Below are 16627 nucleotides of genomic sequence, written 5' to 3'. Positions count from 1 at the left end.
GGCAGAGCGATTAGCGCTTCAGCGCGTCGCTTAATTCTTCACGCATGTTCGCCAGCATCGCTTGGTGAAGTCGCTGACAATGCCGCCCGCTTCACGTACCAGCAGTTCGCCTGCGGCGAAATCCCACGGACGCAGACCGATTTCAAAGAAACCGTCAACGCGACCAGCGGCCACGTAGGCCAGGTCCAGCGCGGCGGAACCGGTACGACGGAAATCCGCGCATTCAGTAAACAGTTTACCGACGATGTTGATATAGGTGGTGGCGTGCTGTTTGGCTTTGAACGGGAAACCGGTCGCCAGAATGGTGCCATCCAGGTCGCGGGCAGTGCTGCCACGCAGACGGTAACCGTTCAGCTGTGCGCCCTGACCGCGGGTGGCGGTGAACAGTTCGTTGCGCATCGGATCGTAAACTACCGCGACTTCGGTACGGCCTTTAATGCGTACGGCGATAGACACCGCGAAATGCGGCAGACGTTTGATGAAGTTGGTGGTGCCATCCAGTGGATCAATAACCCATTGTACATCCAGATCTTCGCCTGCGTGCTCACCGCTTTCTTCGGTGATAATAGTGTGTTGCGGGTAGGATTTGCGGATCGTTTCGATAATCACCGCTTCGGCGGATTTATCAACGTTGGTCACGAAATCGTTGCTGCCTTTCTGGCTCGCTTCTACAGCGTCCGGGGTTTCGTAGTTCTTGGCAATTAAATTACCCGCCTTGCGCGCAGCGCGTACGGCGATGTTCAGCATCGGATGCATCGGTTACTCTCACTGGATGTTAAAGAACGGAAAAACGGCGCATATCATAGCAGCGAATTCGGAATCTGTCTCCGCTTTATGATAATATGGACAAATAATCTTTTATCGAAGAAAACCAATGCTGCAAAATATTCGAATCGTGCTGGTGGAGACCTCCCACACCGGCAATATGGGCTCTGTCGCCCGCGCTATGAAGACGATGGGCCTCACCAATCTCTGGCTGGTTAACCCCCTTGTAAAACCCGATTCTCAGGCCATCGCCCTGGCGGCAGGGGCCAGTGATGTGATTGGCAACGCACAAATCGTTGATACGCTTGACGAGGCGCTCGCAGGTTGTAGTCTGGTCGTCGGAACCAGCGCGCGTTCACGCACGCTGCCATGGCCGATGCTCGATCCGCGCGAATGCGGCCTGAAGAGCATAGGTGAAGCGGCGCACGCGCCGGTGGCGCTGGTGTTTGGTCGCGAGCGCGTTGGCCTGACCAACGATGAGCTGCAGAAGTGCCATTATCACGTCGCTATTGCCGCGAACCCGGAGTACAGCTCGCTGAACCTGGCGATGGCAGTGCAGGTGATTGCCTACGAAGTCCGTATGGCCTGGCTGGCGACGCAAGAAAATGCTGAGCGTGCCGATGCGCACGATGAGACGCCGTATCCGCTGGTGGACGATCTCGAACGGTTTTATGGTCACCTGGAAAAAACCTTGCTGGCGACCGGGTTTATCCGTGAAAACCATCCGGGGCAGGTGATGAATAAGCTACGCCGCTTGTTCACGCGCGCCCGTCCTGAAAGCCAGGAACTGAACATCCTGCGCGGGATTCTGGCGTCGATTGAACAGACGCAGAAAGAGCGCACGGATCGCTAAATACCTGACTAATTTAGTCAAGTAAATAGTTGACCAATTTACTCGGGAATGTCAGACTTGGCCCTGCTATGCAATATCCCCATATTAATAAAAACCCCGGGCAGGGGCGAGTTTGAGGTTAAGTAAGACATGAGACTGACATCTAAAGGGCGTTATGCCGTGACCGCGATGCTGGACGTTGCGCTCAACTCCGAAGCGGGCCCGGTTCCGTTGGCAGATATTTCAGAACGACAGGGCATTTCACTTTCCTATCTGGAGCAGTTGTTCTCCCGTTTACGTAAAAATGGCCTGGTGTCCAGCGTACGTGGACCCGGCGGTGGCTATCTGCTGGGCAAAGACGCCGGCAGCATCGCCGTGGGCGAAGTGATCAGCGCGGTGGATGAATCCGTTGACGCCACCCGTTGTCAGGGTAAAGGCGGCTGCCAGGGCGGTGATAAGTGCCTGACCCATGCGCTGTGGCGCGATCTGAGCGATCGCCTGACCGGCTTCCTGAATAATATTACCCTTGGTGAACTGGTGAACAATCAGGAAATCCTGGATGTCTCCGGCCGCCAGCAGTCGCACGAAACCCAACGCAGCAACCGCACGCAGGATTCTATTAACGTTAAACTGCGCGCGTAAATAAAAATAAGTATTTCAGAATCAGGCCGGGGCATCTCGCCCCGTGTACTCGGTCGTACATCCAGCCGGTTGCCTGGTTCCTTGCATTGAGTGATGTACGGAGTTTAAGAGCAATGAAATTACCGATTTATCTCGATTACTCCGCAACCACGCCGGTGGATCCGCGTGTTGCCGAGAAAATGATGCAGTTTCTGACCCTGGACGGAACGTTTGGTAACCCTGCTTCTCGTTCTCACCGTTTTGGCTGGCAGGCTGAAGAGGCGGTAGATATCGCCCGTAATCAGATTGCTGAGCTGGTTGGTGCCGACCCGCGTGAAATCGTCTTCACCTCCGGTGCGACCGAATCCGATAACCTGGCGATCAAAGGTGCAGCCAACTTCTATCAGAAAAAAGGCAAGCACATCATCACCAGCAAAACTGAACACAAAGCCGTGCTGGACACCTGTCGCCAGCTGGAGCGCGAAGGTTTTGAAGTGACTTACCTGGCACCGCAGCGCAACGGGATCATCGACCTGAAAGAGCTCGAAGCGGCGATGCGTGACGACACCATCCTCGTTTCCATCATGCACGTGAACAACGAAATCGGCGTGGTGCAGGATATCGCCACCATCGGCGAAATGTGCCGTGCGCGCGGTATCATCTATCACGTTGATGCCACCCAGAGCGTCGGCAAACTGCCTATCGACCTCAGCCAGCTGAAAGTAGATCTGATGTCCTTCTCCGGTCACAAAATTTATGGCCCGAAAGGCATCGGCGCGCTGTACGTGCGTCGTAAACCGCGTATCCGCATCGAAGCGCAAATGCACGGCGGCGGTCACGAGCGCGGCATGCGTTCCGGTACGCTGCCGGTGCACCAGATCGTGGGCATGGGTGAAGCTTATCGCATCGCCAAAGAAGAGATGGAAACCGAGATGGCGCGTCTGCGCGGTCTGCGTAACCGTCTGTGGAACGGCATTAACGATATCGAAGAAGTGTACCTGAACGGCGACCTTGAGCAGGGTGCGCCAAACATCCTCAACGTCAGCTTTAACTACGTTGAAGGCGAGTCGCTGATCATGGCGCTGAAAGATCTGGCTGTCTCTTCCGGTTCTGCGTGTACTTCCGCAAGCCTGGAGCCGTCCTACGTGCTGCGCGCGCTGGGCATGAATGACGAGCTGGCACATAGCTCCATCCGTTTCTCTTTAGGTCGTTTTACTACCGAAGAAGAGATTGACTACACCATCGAACTGGTTCGCAAATCCATCGGCCGTCTGCGCGAATTGTCTCCACTGTGGGACATGTTCAAGCAGGGCGTGGATCTGAACACCATCGAATGGTCACATCACTAATCGGTATCTAATAAGGAGAATTCATCATGGCATACAGCGAAAAAGTCATCGATCATTACGAGAATCCACGTAACGTGGGTTCCTTCGACAACAGCGACGAGAACGTCGGCAGCGGCATGGTCGGTGCACCGGCCTGTGGCGACGTGATGAAGTTGCAGATCAAAGTCAACAATGAAGGTATTATTGAAGACGCGCGTTTCAAGACCTATGGCTGCGGTTCCGCTATCGCGTCCAGCTCCCTCGTCACTGAGTGGGTGAAAGGGAAATCCCTGGACGAAGCGCAGGCGATCAAAAACACCGATATCGCAGACGAACTGGAACTGCCGCCGGTGAAAATTCACTGCTCTATCCTGGCAGAAGACGCGATTAAAGCCGCGATTGCGGATTACAAAAGCAAACGTGAAGCCAAATAATTAGTTGAGGTCGTTGTATGTCGATTACCCTTAGCGACAGTGCTGCAGCACGAGTAAATTCCTTCCTGGCCAACCGTGGTAAAGGCTTTGGCCTGCGCTTAGGCGTACGTACCTCCGGTTGCTCAGGCATGGCCTATGTGCTGGAGTTTGTTGACGAGCCCACGTCGGAAGACACCGTGTTCGAAGACAAGGGCGTGAAGGTTGTTATCGATGGCAAAAGCCTGCAATTCCTCAACGGCACTCAACTGGACTTCGTCAAAGAAGGCCTCAACGAAGGGTTTAAATTCACCAACCCGAACGTGAAAGATGAGTGCGGTTGCGGCGAAAGCTTCAACGTTTAACAGCATGTCCCGATAACCCCACCGCGCCTGCGTGAGTGGGGTTTGCTTTACCACGTTAACCCTGAGAATGTTATGGATTATTTCACCCTCTTTGGGTTGCCAGCCCGCTACCAGCTCGACACGCAACAACTCGCCACCCGGTTCCAGGATTTGCAGCGACAGTTCCATCCGGACAAATTCGCCAGCCACCCGCAGTCTGAACAGCTTGCCGCCGTGCAGCAATCCGCGACCATCAACCAGGCCTGGCAGACGCTGCGCCATCCGCTGATGCGCGCCGAATATATGCTCTCCCTGCACGGATTCGATCTGGCAAGCGAACAGCACACGGTGCGTGACACGGCGTTTCTGATGGAACAACTCGAACTGCGCGAAGAGCTCGACGACATCGAACAGGCGAAAGACGAGCCGCGTCTTGAGGCATTTATCAAACGGGTAAAAGGCATGTTTGACACCCGTCATCAACAGATGGTGGAACAACTGAATAGCGAGACGTGGGACGCGGCGGCGGATACCGTGCGCAAGCTCCGCTTTCTCGATAAACTGCGAAGCAGTGCTGAACTACTCGAAGAAAAGCTGCTCGATTTTTAATTTCGGAAGCAATTATGGCCTTATTACAAATTAGTGAGCCTGGTCTGAGTGCTGCGCCGCACCAGCGTCGTCTGGCGGCGGGCATTGATTTAGGCACCACCAATTCCCTGGTGGCGACCGTGCGTAGCGGTCAGGCGGAAACGCTGGCCGACGACCACGGTCGTCATTTGCTGCCATCGGTGGTCCGCTACCAGCCGGAAGGGCACCTGGTTGGCTATGAGGCCCGCGCCACTGCTGCGCAGGATCCCGCCAACACCGTAAGCTCCGTCAAACGTATGATGGGCCGCTCCCTTGCCGACATTCAGGCGCGTTACCCGCACCTGCCATACCAGTTGCAGGCAAGCGAAAACGGCCTGCCGATGATTCACACCGTGTCGGGCATCGTAAACCCGATTCGCGTCTCCGCCGACATTCTCACTGCGCTGGCTGCCCGCGCCACCACCACCCTTGGGGGTGAACTGGACGGCGTGGTGATCACCGTGCCAGCATATTTTGACGATGCGCAGCGCCAGGGCACCAAAGACGCCGCGCGTCTGGCCGGACTGCACGTGCTGCGTCTGCTCAACGAACCGACCGCGGCGGCGATTGCTTACGGCCTGGACTCCGGTCAGGAAGGGGTGATTGCGGTTTACGATCTCGGCGGCGGCACCTTTGATATCTCCATTCTGCGCCTGAGCCGTGGCGTGTTCGAAGTGCTGGCCACTGGCGGGGATTCCGCGCTGGGCGGCGACGACTTCGACCATCTGCTGGCGGATCTGCTGCGCGAACAGGCGGGTATTCTCGATCGTCGCGACGCGCGCATTGAACGTGAATTTCTTGATGCGGCCACCGCGGCAAAAATCGCCCTCAGCGATGCCGACGAAACCACCGTTGAGGTGGCGGGCTGGAAAGGCACCGTCACCCGCGACCAGTTTAATGAACTCATCGCTTCGCTTGTGAAGCGTACGCTGCTGGCCTGCCGCCGCGCGTTGAAAGACGCAGGCGTTGACGCCGGTGAAGTGCTGGAAGTGGTAATGGTCGGCGGCTCTACCCGTGTGCCGCTGGTGCGTGAACGCGTGGGCGAGTTCTTTGGTCGCCAGCCGTTAACCGCCATTGACCCGGACAAGGTTGTTGCCATCGGCGCGGCAATTCAGGCCGATATTCTGGTCGGCAACAAGCCGGACAGCGAAATGCTGCTGCTCGACGTTATCCCGCTCTCACTTGGCCTCGAAACCATGGGTGGTCTGGTGGAGAAAGTGATCCCGCGTAACACCACCATTCCGGTGGCGCGCGCGCAGGAATTCACCACCTTTAAGGACGGGCAGACGGCGATGGCTATCCACGTGATGCAGGGCGAGCGTGAACTGGTGCAGGATTGCCGTTCGCTGGCGCGTTTTGCGCTGCGTGGCATTCCGGCGTTACCGGCGGGCGGCGCGCATATTCGCGTCACCTTCCAGGTCGATGCCGATGGCCTGCTGAGCGTCTCGGCGATGGAGAAATCCACCGGCGTCGAAGCCGCGATTCAGGTAAAACCGTCCTACGGTCTGACCGACACTGAAATTGCTTCAATGATTCAGGATTCCATGAGCTTTGCCGAGCAGGACGTGAAAGCGCGCATGCTGGCGGANGCTCCCCGCCGATGCCGCGCTGTTAAGCGCCGCAGAGCGTCAGGTGATTGACGACGCCGCTGCGCATCTGAGTGCCGTAGCGGAAAGCGATGACACTGACGCTATCGAACAAGCCATTAAAAACGTAGACAAACAAACCCAGGAATTTGCCGCTCGCCGGATGGACAAATCTGTTCGTACCGCGCTGAAAGGCCATTCCGTGGACGAGGTTTAATATGCCAAAGATTGTTTTTCTGCCTCATCAGGATCTCTGTCCGGATGGCGCAGTTGTGGAAGCTGAGACCGGCGAATCTATCCTTGATGCGGCCTTGCGTAGCGGCATCGAGATTGAACACGCCTGCGAAAAATCCTGTGCCTGTACCACCTGCCACTGTGTAGTCCGTGAAGGTTTTGACTCACTCGTGGAAAGCACCGAAGACGAAGACGACATGCTGGATAAAGCCTGGGGTCTGGAGCCGGAAAGCCGCTTAGGCTGTCAGGCGCGCGTTGCCGATGAAGACCTGGTGGTCGAAATCCCGCGTTACACTATTAACCACGCACGCGAGCACTAATATGGGACTGAAATGGACCGACAGCCGTGAAATCGGCGAGGCGCTGTACGACGCCAACCCGGATCTCGACCCGAAAACCGTTCGCTTCACCGATATGCATCAGTGGATTTGCGATCTGGACGATTTCGACGATGATCCCAACGCATCCAATGAAAAAATTCTGGAAGCGATTCTGCTAGTCTGGTTAGACGAAGCAGAATGAAGATATTGTGGGCTGCCTTCTGGCAGCCCACTTGCTAAGAAGGATACAACAATGACAGAAGCGATGAAGATTACGCTGTCCACTCAGCCCGCCGATGCGCGCTGGGGCGACAAAGCCAGTTACAGCGTGAACAACGATGGCATTACTCTGCACCTGAACGGTAAAGATGATTTGGGTTTGATCCAGCGCGCGGCGCGCAAAATCGACGGCATGGGCATCAAACATGTCGCGCTGACCGGCGAAGGCTGGGACACCGACCGTAGCTGGGCGTTCTGGGCCGGCTACAAAGGGCCGAAAGGCAGCCGCCAGATTGACTGGGCCGATCTCGACGACGCGCAGCGTCAGGAGCTGGACAACCGTCTGCTGATTATCGACTGGGTCCGCGACACCATTAACGCGCCAGCCGAAGAGTTAGGGCCGTCGCAACTGGCGCAGCGCGCAGTCGATCTGCTGTGCAACGTGGCCTGCGACAACGTTCATTACCGTATCACCAAAGGTGAAGATCTGCGCGAGCAGAAATACATGGGGATCCACACTGTCGGACGCGGCTCCGAGCGTGCTCCGGTATTGCTGGCGCTCGATTACAACCCGACTGGCGACGAAAACGCGCCAGTGTTTGCCTGCCTCGTGGGCAAAGGCATTACCTTTGATTCCGGCGGCTACAGCCTCAAACAAAGCGCGTTTATGGATTCGATGAAATCCGACATGGGCGGCGCAGCGCTGGTCACCGGCGCGCTGGCGTTTGCCATCACCCGCGGTCTCAACAAACGCGTCAAACTTTACCTCTGCTGCGCCGACAACATGGTCAGCGGCAACGCTTTCAAACTTGGCGACATCATTCGCTACCGTAACGGTAAAAACGTCGAAGTGATGAACACCGACGCCGAAGGCCGTCTGGTGCTGGCGGACGGGCTGATTGACGCCTCTGCACAGAAACCAGAACTGCTGATCGATGCCGCGACGCTGACCGGGGCAGCGAAAACCGCGCTGGGTAATGACTATCACGCGCTGTTCAGCTTTGACGATAAGCTGGCGAACCGCCTGATGGCGAGCGCGGCGCAAGAGAACGAACCGTTCTGGCGCCTGCCGCTGGCAGAATTCCACCGCAATCAGCTGCCGTCCAACTTTGCCGAACTGAACAACACTGCCAGCGCGGCGTTCCCGGCCGGGGCCAGCACTGCGGCCGGTTTCCTGTCGCATTTCGTGGAAAACTGCCATGAAGGCTGGCTGCACATCGACTGCTCGGCGACCTATCGCAAAGCCGCGGTGGAACAGTGGGCGGCGGGCGCGACCGGTCTCGGTGTACGCACTCTTGCGAATTTGTTGACCGCCGAATAACTTGCCCGGCGGCGCTGCACTTGCACGGGCCTACGGGGTTTGTAGGCCGGGTAAGCGTAGCGCCACCCGGCATTATGTTGAAGTAGCCAAACTATGTCCGAAACAAAAAACGAATTAGAAACCCTGCTGGAACAGGCGGCCACCGAACCAGCGCATCGCCCGGCGTTTTTCCGCACGCTGCTGGAATCCACCGTCTGGGTGCCAGGCACCGCAGCAGAAGGCGATGCGGTGGTGGAAGACAGCGCGCTGGATTTACAGCACTGGGAAAAAGACGATGGCGCGACGGTGATCCCGTTTTTCACCTCGCTGGACGCCCTGCAGCAGGCAGTAGAAGACGAACAGGCGTTTGTCGTCATGCCGGTTCGTACCCTGTTTGAAATGACGCTCGGCGAAACCCTGTTTCTCAACGCCAAACTGCCGACCGGCAAAGAGTTCACGCCACGCGAAATCAGCCTGTTAATTGGCGACGAAGGCCATCCGCTGCACACGCAGGAAGTGAGAGAAGGCGGCGCGTCGCTGCTGTTGTCGGAAGTGGCGGAACCGCCTGCGCAGATGATTGACTCGCTGACCACGCTGTTTAAAACCATCAAACCGGTGAAACGCGCGTTTCTGTGCTCGCTGAAAGAGAGCGCCGACGAGCAGCCGGTGCTGCTGATTGGCATTGAGGCGGACCACCCCATTCGCACCAGGAGCCGTCGTACAGCGCGACTTCATCGGCTTCCAGCGTCGCCAGCGCCAGCGCCACCACAGCGGCGGTGACACCGGAACCACAGCTGGTAATAATCGGACGATGCAAATCGACCCCCTGACGGGCGAAAATCGCTTCCAGCTCATCGGTGGTTTTCAGTTCGCCATTAATCACCAGATCGCCCCACGGCACGTTTTTCGCACCCGGAACATGGCCGCGACGCAGACCCGGACGCGGCTCATCCGCCAGTCCGTCGAAGCGGGGCGATGGTCGCGCATCAACAATCTGCGCGGAACCTTCGTGGCTTGCCAGCAGCACATCGGTCAGGCGCATTACTTCATCGCCGGTAAAAGCGACTTCAAAATCCCCTTCCGGCAGCGTGACGTCGCCTTTTTCGAGCAGCAGATCATCGCGCTGCCAGCCCGCTAGCCCGCCCGCCAGAATCGACACGCGCTCAACGCCAAAGATGCGCAGCATCCACCACGCGCGCGGCGCGGAGAACAGGTTGCCTTCGTCATACACCACCAGATGTTTGTCGTTGCTGATGCCCAGCTCGCGCATAGCGACAGCAAAGGCTTCAGGACGCGGCAGCATGTGGGGAAGGGGATTGGTATGATCGGAAAGGGCTTCGATATTAAAAAATACCGCGCCCGGGAGATGACCCGCCCGGTACTCGGCGGCCATGTCACGGTGTTCCTGGCCTGGTGGTGCCAGGCGTGCGTCAAGAATCTGAATATCTGAATCATTAATATGCTCGGCCAGCCAGTCGGCTGCGACAAAATAAGACGTCGTCATGGTTGCCTCCCGCAAAATTTTACCCACAAATTGTCGATGTTTTTCCGAATATCGACAAGTCTGCGACCTGCTAATTCGCTATGAGGTCACACAGATGGCCTCTCCGTGCTGAAAAAGGCCGAAAAATGACAGAATTGCCGCTACTGGTAAAAGCGGGATTCACGCATAATACTGAGTTAAAACATCAAACCGGCCGAGGTTAAAGGATGAAACCGTTACGTTTGGCAGCGCTCTCACTGGCGCTGATTGCCGCTTTCTCTCTTACCGGGTGTGACAACGATGATGCGCCGAAAGCGACAACATCACCTGCTGCCACGCCAGCACCTGCTGCGGAAAAACCCGCGGCGCAAACGCCCGCCAAACCCGACAGCGCGACGCTGGCGAAACTGACGGCGCAAAGCGAGGGGAAAGCGCTCACCTTGCTGGACGCATCGGAAGTGCAACTGGATGGTGCCGCCACGCTGGTGCTGACTTTCTCCGTACCGCTACAGCCGGAACAGGATTTTTCCCGCAGCGTGCATCTGGTGGACAAAACCAGCGGCAAAGTTGATGGCGCGTGGGAACTGTCGCCAAACCTGAAAGAGCTGCGTCTGCGTCATCTTGAGCCGAAACGCCAGTTGCTGCTGACGGTCGATCCTGAGCTGGTGGCGTTGAACAAGGCGACGCTCGGCGCTGGCATAGAAAAAACCATCGCCACCCGTGATGTACAACCAAGCGTTGGTTTTGCCAGCCGCGGCTCGCTGCTGCCAGGGAAAGTAGTAGATGGCCTGCCGGTGATGGCGCTCAACGTCAACAATGTCGATGTGAATTTCTTCCGCATCAAGCCGGAATTGCTCGCCTCGTTTATCAGCCAGTGGGAATACCGCAACGCGCTGACCAACTGGGAATCTGACGATCTCCTGAAAATGGCGGACCTGGTTTATACCGGTCGGTTTGACCTCAATCCGCAGCGTAACNACGCGGGAAAAACTGCTGCTGCCGCTGCGTGACATCAAGCCGCTGCAGGCGCCTGGCGTCTACGTCGCAGTGATGAATCAGGCCGGGCATTACAACTACAGTAACGCCGCCACGCTGTTCACCCTGAGCGATCTTGGCGTCTCGGCGCACCGTTATCATAACCGCCTTGATGTCTTTACCCAGAGCCTGGAAAACGGCGCGGCCCAGGCAGGCATTGAAGTGCAACTATTAAACACCCGCGGTCAGACGATATCGCAGGCCACCAGCGACGCGCAGGGCCATGTGACGCTGAACGTTGATCAGGACGTGGCGCTGCTGCTGGCCCGCAAAGACGGTCAGACCACAATGCTCGACCTGAAACTGCCGGCCCTCGATCTCGCCGAGTTTTCCATCGCCGGCGCACCGGGTTACAACAAGCAGTTTTTCATGTTTGGCCCGCGCGATCTCTACCGCCCTGGCGAAACCGTCATCCTTAACGGCCTGCTGCGCGACAGTGACGGCAAACCGCTCGCAGAGCAGCCGGTAAAACTGGAGGTGGTTAAGCCGGATGGTCAGGTGATCCACACCGTGGTCAGCAAACCGGTTAACGGCCTTTATCAGTTCACTTATGCCCTTGACGGCGGTGCCGCCACCGGCATGTGGCAGATTCGCGCTAACACCGGTGACAACCGCTCGCGGGCGTGGGATTTCCACGTCGAAGACTTTATGCCAGAACGGATGGCGCTCAACCTGACACCGCAAAAAGCGCCGCTGTCGCCTGCCGACGAGGTGAAATTTGATGTGGCCGGTTACTACCTCTACGGTGCGCCCGCCAACGGCAACGAAATGCAGGGCAAGCTGTTCCTGCGCCCGCTGCGTGAGGCCGTGCCTGCGCTGCCGGGGTTCCAGTTTGGCGACATTTCAGAAGAGAATCTCTCCCGCACCCTCGATGAAATCCAGCTGAAGCTGGACGATAAAGGGCGTGGAGAAGTCAGCACAGAAAGCCAGTGGAAAGAGGCCCACTCGCCGTTGCAGGTGGTGCTCCAGGCGAGTCTGCTGGAGTCCGGCGGGCGTCCGGTGACGCGTCGTGCGGAACAGGCCATCTGGCCCGCGCCCGCGCTGGCGGGGATCCGCCCTGAGTTTGCGATGAAAGCGGTGTACGACTATCGCACCGACACCACCGTCAACCAGCCGATTGTCGATGAAGACAGCAACGCTGCGTTCAATATTGTCTATGCCGATGCGCAGGGGCAAAAGCTGGCGGTCTCCGGTCTGCAGGTGCGGTTGATTCGCGAGCGTCGCGACTACTACTGGAACTGGTCTGACAGCGATGGCTGGCAGTCGCAGTACGATCAAAAAGATCTGGTGGAAGGCGAGCAGGCGCTGCATCTTAAAGCCGATGAAACGGGCAAGGTTTCGTTCCCGGTGGAGTGGGGCTCTTATCGCCTGGAAGTGAAAACGCCGGACGACACCGTCAGCAGTGTGCGTTTCTGGGCGGGTTACAGCTGGCAGGATAACAGCGACGGTACCGGCGCCGCGCGTCCGGATCGCGTGACCATGAAGCTCGACAAACCGTCCTACAAACCGGGCGATACCATTAAGCTGAACATCGCCGCACCGGCTGCCGGTAAGGGCTACGCGATGGTGGAATCGAGCGAAGGCCCGCTGTGGTGGCAGGAAATTGACGTTCCGCAGGGTGGCATGGATCTCGCCATCCCGGTCGATAAAAGCTGGAATCGTCACGATATTTACCTCAGCACGCTGGTGATCCGCCCGGGCGACAAATCGAAATCCGCGACGCCGAAACGCGCCGTGGGTCTGTTGCATCTGCCGCTGGGCGATGAGAACCGTCGCCTGAATATCGCGCTGGAAAGCCCAACCAAAATGCGGCCGAATCAGCCGCTGACGGTGAAAGTGAAAGCCAGCGTCAAAGACGGCACTACGCCGAAGCAGGTTAACGTGCTGCTCTCCGCCGTGGACAGCGGGGTGCTGAATATTACCGATTATGTGACGCCGGACCCGTGGAACGCTTTCTTTGGTCAGAAACGCTACGGTGCTGATATCTATGACATCTACGGCCAGGTCATCGAAGGGCAGGGGCGTCTCGCCAGCCTGCGCTTTGGTGGTGACGGCGACGAGCTCAAACGTGGCGGTAAGCCGCCGGTGAACCATGTGAATATCGTGGCGCAGCAGGCGCAACCGGTGATGCTCGACGACAACGGCGAAGGCACCGTGACGCTGCCGATTGGCGATTTCAACGGTGAACTGCGCGTGATGGCGCAGGCGTGGAATGCTGATGATTTTGGCAGCAGCGAAAGCAAAGTGGTGGTTGCCGCGCCGGTGATTGCCGACATCAGCATGCCGCGTTTCATCGCCGGTGGCGATACCACGCGGCTGGTGCTGGATATCACTAACCTGACCGACACGCCGCAAACCCTCAACGTACAGCTCACCGCCTCGGGTCTGATTCAACTGGAAGGCACGCAGCCGCAGCCGGTCGAACTGGCGCCGGGCGTGCGTACTACCTTGTTTGTGCCGGTGCGGGCGAAAGAGGGCTTTGGCGACGGGGTAATCAGCGCGGTGATAACCGGTCTGAATTTACCTGGCGAAACGGCAACGCCTGTCAATAAAGAGTGGAAACTTGGCGTACGCCCGGCCTTCCCGGCAGAAACCGTGAGCTCGTGGGGCGCACTGCAGCCAGGCGAAAGCTGGACCGCACCGCAGAACCATCTCGAAGGCTTGCGCCAACCCGCCGCTCAACATTGCGCGTTATATTCGTGAACTGAAGGCGTATCCCTACGGCTGTCTGGAGCAAACCACCAGCGGGCTATTCCCGTCGTTGTATACCAATGCGGCGCAGTTGAAAAAACTTGGCATCGCGGGCGACAGCGACGAAAAACGTCGTGCGGCGGTGGATCTGGGTATCTCACGTTTGCTGCAAATGCAGCGTGACGATGGTGGTTTTGCGCTGTGGGACAAAGAAGGTCCGGAAGAGTACTGGCTCACCGCCTACGTAATGGATTTCCTGATCCGCGCGGGCGAGCAGGGGTACAGCGTGCCTGCGGATGCCCTGACCCGTGGCAACAACCGTCTGCTGCGCTATCTGCAGGAGCCGGGTCTGATGACCATCCGCTACAGCGACGACACGCAGGCAAGCCGCTTTGCGGTGCAGGCCTATGCGGCGCTGGTGCTGGCGCGTCAACAGAAAGCGCCGTTGGGTGCGCTGCGTGAAGTCTGGGAGCGTCACAATCAGGCCGGGGCGGGTCTGCCGCTGATGCAGCTGGGCCTGGCGCTGAAAGCGATGGGCGATGCGCCGCGCAGCGAAGAGGCGATTGCGCTGGCGCTGACCACCTCGCGGCAGGACAAACAGCGCTGGATGGCCGATTACGGCAGCGCACTGCGCGATAATGCGCTGATGCTGAATCTGCTGGAAGAGAACAAGGTGCGGCCAGACGCGCAAAATGCGTTGCTGACTACGCTCTCCGAACAGGCGTTCGGGCAGCGCTGGCTGTCGACGCAGGAGATGAACGCGTTGTTCCTCGCTGCGAAAGGGTTGCAGGATTTCCCGGGTGACTGGCAGGCGAAAACCTCGCTGGATGCGCAGCCGCTGACGGGCGACAAAGCTCAGACCCGCAATCTGACCAGCGATCAACTGGCGGTGTTGCAGGTGTCCAACACCGGCGCGCAGCCGCTGTGGGTGCGTCTCGACAGCACCGGTTATCCGCAAAACCCGCCGCAGCCTTACAGCAACGTCTTGCAGATTGAGCGCCAGTTCCTGGGCACCGACGGGCAACAGAAATCGCTCACCTCGCTGCGCAGCGGCGATCTGGTGCTGGTGCATCTGCAGGTGACGGCAAACCAGAACGTACCGGATGCGCTGGTGGTGGATTTGCTGCCAGCCGGGCTGGAGCTGGAAAACCAGAATCTGGCGAATAGCAGCGCCAGCCTGCAGGACAACGGCGCCGAGGTGCAGAACCTGCTTAACCAGATGCAGCAGGCGGATATTCAGCATATCGAATTCCGCGATGACCGTTTTGTTGCGGCGGTGGCAGTGAACGACGGCCAACCGGTGACGCTGGTTTATCTGGCGCGCGCGGTGACGCCGGGGACGTATCAGGTGCCCGCGCCGCAGGTGGAATCGATGTATGTGCCGCAGTGGCGGGCGAACGGTCAGGCCAGCGGACCGCTGATCGTCGCACCATAACATGCGTTTTCTGCGCCNGGCGCTACCCGGTCACTCTCAAGGATGTCTCTCCCCGTTATCTTGACGCGCTGATCCAGTACGAAGACCGCTGGTTCTGGGATCACCCCGGCGTCAATCCTTTCGCCATTGCCCGCGCGGCCTGGCAGGATCTCACCGCCGGGAAAGTGATCTCCGGGGGCAGTACGCTGACCATGCAGGTGGCGCGGCTGCTCGATCCGCACCCCCGCACGTTTGGTGGCAAGTTCCGCCAGCTGTGGCGCGCGTTACAACTGGAGTGGCATCTGTCGAAACAGGAGATCCTCACCCTGNNGCATGCAGACACAAGGCGTGTGGAGCGCCACGGTGGTGAAAGAGGCGCGCGAAGAGCCGGTATGGCTCGCGCCACGGCAAATGCCGCAGCTGGCGCCGCTGTTTTCCCGCCGCGTGCTGGCGCGAGGTCAGGGGACGAAAATTGTCACCACCCTGGATGCCAGCCTGCAACGCCAGCTGGAAGAGATGGCGCTGAACTGGGAAAGCCGCCTGCCGCCGCGCAGCTCGCTGGCGATTGTTGTGGTCGATCATACCAGCATGAAAGTCAGGGGCTGGGTAGGCTCGGTGGATATCACCGACAACACGCGGTTTGGTCATATCGACATGGTGTCGGCGGTGCGCTCGCCGGGATCGGTGCTGAAACCGTTTATTTACGGCCTGGCAATGGATGACGGTCTGATCCACCCGGCCTCGCTGCTGCAGGACGTGCCGCGCCGGTTTAGCGACTATCGCCCCGGCAATTTTGACAGCGGATTTCATGGCCCGGTGAGCATGAGCGACGCGCTGGTGCGCTCCCTCAATCTTCCTGCCGTGCAGGTGCTGGAAGCCTACGGCCCGAAACAGTTTGCCGCTCGCTTGCGAAATGCCGGGCTGCCGCTGATTCTGCCTGCGGGCGCGGAGCCTAATCTGTCGCTGATTTTAGGCGGCGCGGGCGCGCGTCTGGAAAATATCGTTGCCGCCTACAGCGCGCTGGCGCGTCACGGAAAAGCGGGGCAGTTGCNAGAGCAGCCGGTACCGGACGCTTCGCTGCTGAAAACCGTGCCACTGGCCTGGAAAACCGGCACCAGCTACGGTTATCGCGATGCATGGGCGATTGGCGTTAATGCGCGCTATGTGATTGGCATCTGGACCGGGCGCCCGGACGGCACGCCCGTCGTCGGGCAGTTTGGCTTCGCCAGCGCGGTGCCGCTGCTGAATCAGGTCAATAATCTGCTGCTGTCGCGCGCCTCCGTCATCAAAGGTGGGCTACCTGAGGATCCGCGACCGTCGTCCGTCAGCGCCGCAACAGTATGCTGGCCGGGTGGCCAAACGCTGCCGGACGGCGACAGCAACTGTCGGCGCCGATTATCGACATGGCTGGGGGGTAA

General features: G+C 58.5%; 10 protein-coding genes and 5 pseudogenes. 13 read left to right on the top strand and 2 right to left on the bottom strand.

Translation table 11 applies throughout. The annotated features are described in order from the left end of the window. Positions 1–10: 10 nt before the first annotated feature. A pseudogene (suhB, locus tag GM30_RS13750) lies at positions 11–756 on the bottom strand (inositol-1-monophosphatase). A 118-nt stretch (positions 757–874) separates the two neighbouring features. On the opposite strand from suhB, the gene trmJ reads away from it, so the two are divergent. The 11 genes and pseudogenes from trmJ to sseB form a co-directional block, all read left to right on the top strand. Further along, a complete protein-coding gene (gene trmJ, locus GM30_RS13745) occupies positions 875–1618 on the top strand; it encodes a tRNA (cytosine(32)/uridine(32)-2'-O)-methyltransferase TrmJ (RefSeq protein ID WP_049849065.1) in 744 nt (247 codons plus the stop codon). A 129-nt stretch (positions 1619–1747) separates the two neighbouring features. Next, a complete protein-coding gene (gene iscR, locus GM30_RS13740; protein ID WP_049849064.1) occupies positions 1748–2239 on the top strand; it encodes a Fe-S cluster assembly transcriptional regulator IscR in 492 nt (163 codons plus the stop codon). 113 nt (positions 2240–2352) lie between these two features. After that, positions 2353–3567, top strand: a complete 1215-nt coding sequence (gene iscS / locus GM30_RS13735; protein WP_038157086.1) for a cysteine desulfurase — start codon at positions 2353–2355, stop codon at positions 3565–3567. A gap of 26 nt (positions 3568–3593) precedes the next feature. Beyond that, positions 3594–3980 (top strand): Fe-S cluster assembly scaffold IscU, encoded by a 387-nt coding sequence (gene iscU, locus GM30_RS13730; protein ID WP_002913991.1) that lies wholly within the window; start codon positions 3594–3596, stop codon positions 3978–3980. A 17-nt stretch (positions 3981–3997) separates the two neighbouring features. Next, a complete protein-coding gene (gene iscA, locus GM30_RS13725) occupies positions 3998–4321 on the top strand; it encodes an iron-sulfur cluster assembly protein IscA (protein WP_049849063.1) in 324 nt (107 codons plus the stop codon). A 72-nt stretch (positions 4322–4393) separates the two neighbouring features. Next, complete coding sequence (hscB, locus tag GM30_RS13720; protein ID WP_049849062.1) at positions 4394–4909, top strand: co-chaperone HscB; 516 nt, start codon at positions 4394–4396, stop codon at positions 4907–4909. Between the two features lie 14 nt (positions 4910–4923). After that, positions 4924–6730, top strand: a pseudogene (gene hscA / locus GM30_RS13715) (Fe-S protein assembly chaperone HscA). Position 6731: 1 nt separating this feature from the next. Further along, complete coding sequence (fdx, locus tag GM30_RS13710) at positions 6732–7067, top strand: ISC system 2Fe-2S type ferredoxin (RefSeq protein ID WP_049849061.1); 336 nt, start codon at positions 6732–6734, stop codon at positions 7065–7067. 1 nt (position 7068) lies between these two features. Continuing rightward, positions 7069–7269 carry a Fe-S cluster assembly protein IscX gene (gene iscX / locus GM30_RS13705; protein WP_014171178.1) on the top strand — a complete coding sequence of 67 codons (201 nt, stop codon included), beginning with the start codon at positions 7069–7071 and terminating at the stop codon, positions 7267–7269. A 51-nt stretch (positions 7270–7320) separates the two neighbouring features. After that, a complete protein-coding gene (gene pepB, locus GM30_RS13700; RefSeq protein WP_049849060.1) occupies positions 7321–8607 on the top strand; it encodes an aminopeptidase PepB in 1287 nt (428 codons plus the stop codon). Between the two features lie 93 nt (positions 8608–8700). Continuing rightward, positions 8701–9288: pseudogene (sseB, locus tag GM30_RS13695) on the top strand (enhanced serine sensitivity protein SseB); the annotation flags it as partial. Here sseB and sseA read toward each other — a convergent pair. Next, entirely contained in the window at positions 9194–10090 is an 897-nt protein-coding gene (gene sseA / locus GM30_RS13690) for a 3-mercaptopyruvate sulfurtransferase (RefSeq protein WP_049849059.1), read from the bottom strand. The pseudogene sseB and the gene sseA sit on opposite strands and share 95 nt — an antisense overlap. A 206-nt stretch (positions 10091–10296) precedes the next feature. On the opposite strand from sseA, the pseudogene GM30_RS13685 reads away from it, so the two are divergent. Further along, positions 10297–15230 (top strand): annotated as a pseudogene (locus GM30_RS13685) (alpha-2-macroglobulin family protein). A 20-nt stretch (positions 15231–15250) separates the two neighbouring features. Next, positions 15251–16627: pseudogene (locus GM30_RS13680) on the top strand (transglycosylase domain-containing protein); the annotation flags it as partial.

The sequence above is a fragment of the Trabulsiella odontotermitis genome (genome assembly GCF_001188485.1).
Taxonomy (GTDB): domain Bacteria; phylum Pseudomonadota; class Gammaproteobacteria; order Enterobacterales; family Enterobacteriaceae; genus Trabulsiella; species Trabulsiella odontotermitis_A.
Note: the sequence above shows the minus strand (reverse complement) of the source record. Positions and strands in the feature narration are given on the sequence as shown.

Bases quoted from the DNA above. Each gene is read 5' to 3' on its own strand.
- iscU (WP_002913991.1), top strand. From the start codon at position 3,594: ATGGCATACAGCGAAAAAGTCATCGATCATTACGAGAATCCACGTAAC.
- iscR (WP_049849064.1), top strand. From the start codon at position 1,748: ATGAGACTGACATCTAAAGGGCGTTATGCCGTGACCGCGATGCTGGAC.
- pepB (WP_049849060.1), top strand. From the start codon at position 7,321: ATGACAGAAGCGATGAAGATTACGCTGTCCACTCAGCCCGCCGATGCG.
- iscA (WP_049849063.1), top strand. From the start codon at position 3,998: ATGTCGATTACCCTTAGCGACAGTGCTGCAGCACGAGTAAATTCCTTC.
- trmJ (WP_049849065.1), top strand. From the start codon at position 875: ATGCTGCAAAATATTCGAATCGTGCTGGTGGAGACCTCCCACACCGGC.
- iscS (WP_038157086.1), top strand. From the start codon at position 2,353: ATGAAATTACCGATTTATCTCGATTACTCCGCAACCACGCCGGTGGAT.
- iscX (WP_014171178.1), top strand. From the start codon at position 7,069: ATGGGACTGAAATGGACCGACAGCCGTGAAATCGGCGAGGCGCTGTAC.
- fdx (WP_049849061.1), top strand. From the start codon at position 6,732: ATGCCAAAGATTGTTTTTCTGCCTCATCAGGATCTCTGTCCGGATGGC.
- sseA (WP_049849059.1), bottom strand. From the start codon at position 10,090: ATGACGACGTCTTATTTTGTCGCAGCCGACTGGCTGGCCGAGCATATT.
- hscB (WP_049849062.1), top strand. From the start codon at position 4,394: ATGGATTATTTCACCCTCTTTGGGTTGCCAGCCCGCTACCAGCTCGAC.